At 37.9% G+C, this 567-nt stretch carries 1 pseudogene; it reads left to right on the plus strand.

Annotation, left to right across the window (positions count from 1 at the left end):
• Nucleotides 1-567 (plus strand): annotated as a pseudogene (locus G7034_RS09785) (DUF2345 domain-containing protein); the annotation flags it as partial.

Genomic DNA, 567 nt, shown 5'->3' on the forward strand with positions numbered 1-567 from the left:
TGAAGTTGAAAATAACGCCCCAGAAGTATTCCCTCTAGGAACAACGCAAGTAACTTGGACGCTCACAGATGAAAATGGTCAAATCATCTCTGCACAACAAAATGTAACGGTAACTACTGCAACAGGTGAAACGGATTATCCAACAATACTTATCGCACCTGAAGACATTACAATTGTAGCTGATGGAAATTCCTCTGAAATAACAAATATTGACCTAGGAACTCCAACAGCACAAAGTTGCTTGAATTATACCCTCACTAATAATGCTCCTGAAACATATCCAATAGGAAATACAATAATTACCTGGGCATTACTTGATGAAAATGGAGGGGTAATTCTTACAGCTGAACAAATTGTTAGTGTAGTTGTTTATTTCTATTTAAACGAAAACGGAGTAACCTGTATGTGTCCAGATGCTCCATTTGGGGCATCAGGTGAAGTTAATGGTGTAATTTACACCAAAAGAACCAAAGAACAAATAACTCCTCAAAACGCCGCCACTACTTGTACCAGTGGGATTACGGATTTGAGTTATTTGTTTTGGGACGTAACGCTAAATCAATCTAT

Source organism: Psychroflexus maritimus, from assembly GCF_011089875.1.
GTDB lineage: Bacteria > Bacteroidota > Bacteroidia > Flavobacteriales > Flavobacteriaceae > Psychroflexus > Psychroflexus maritimus.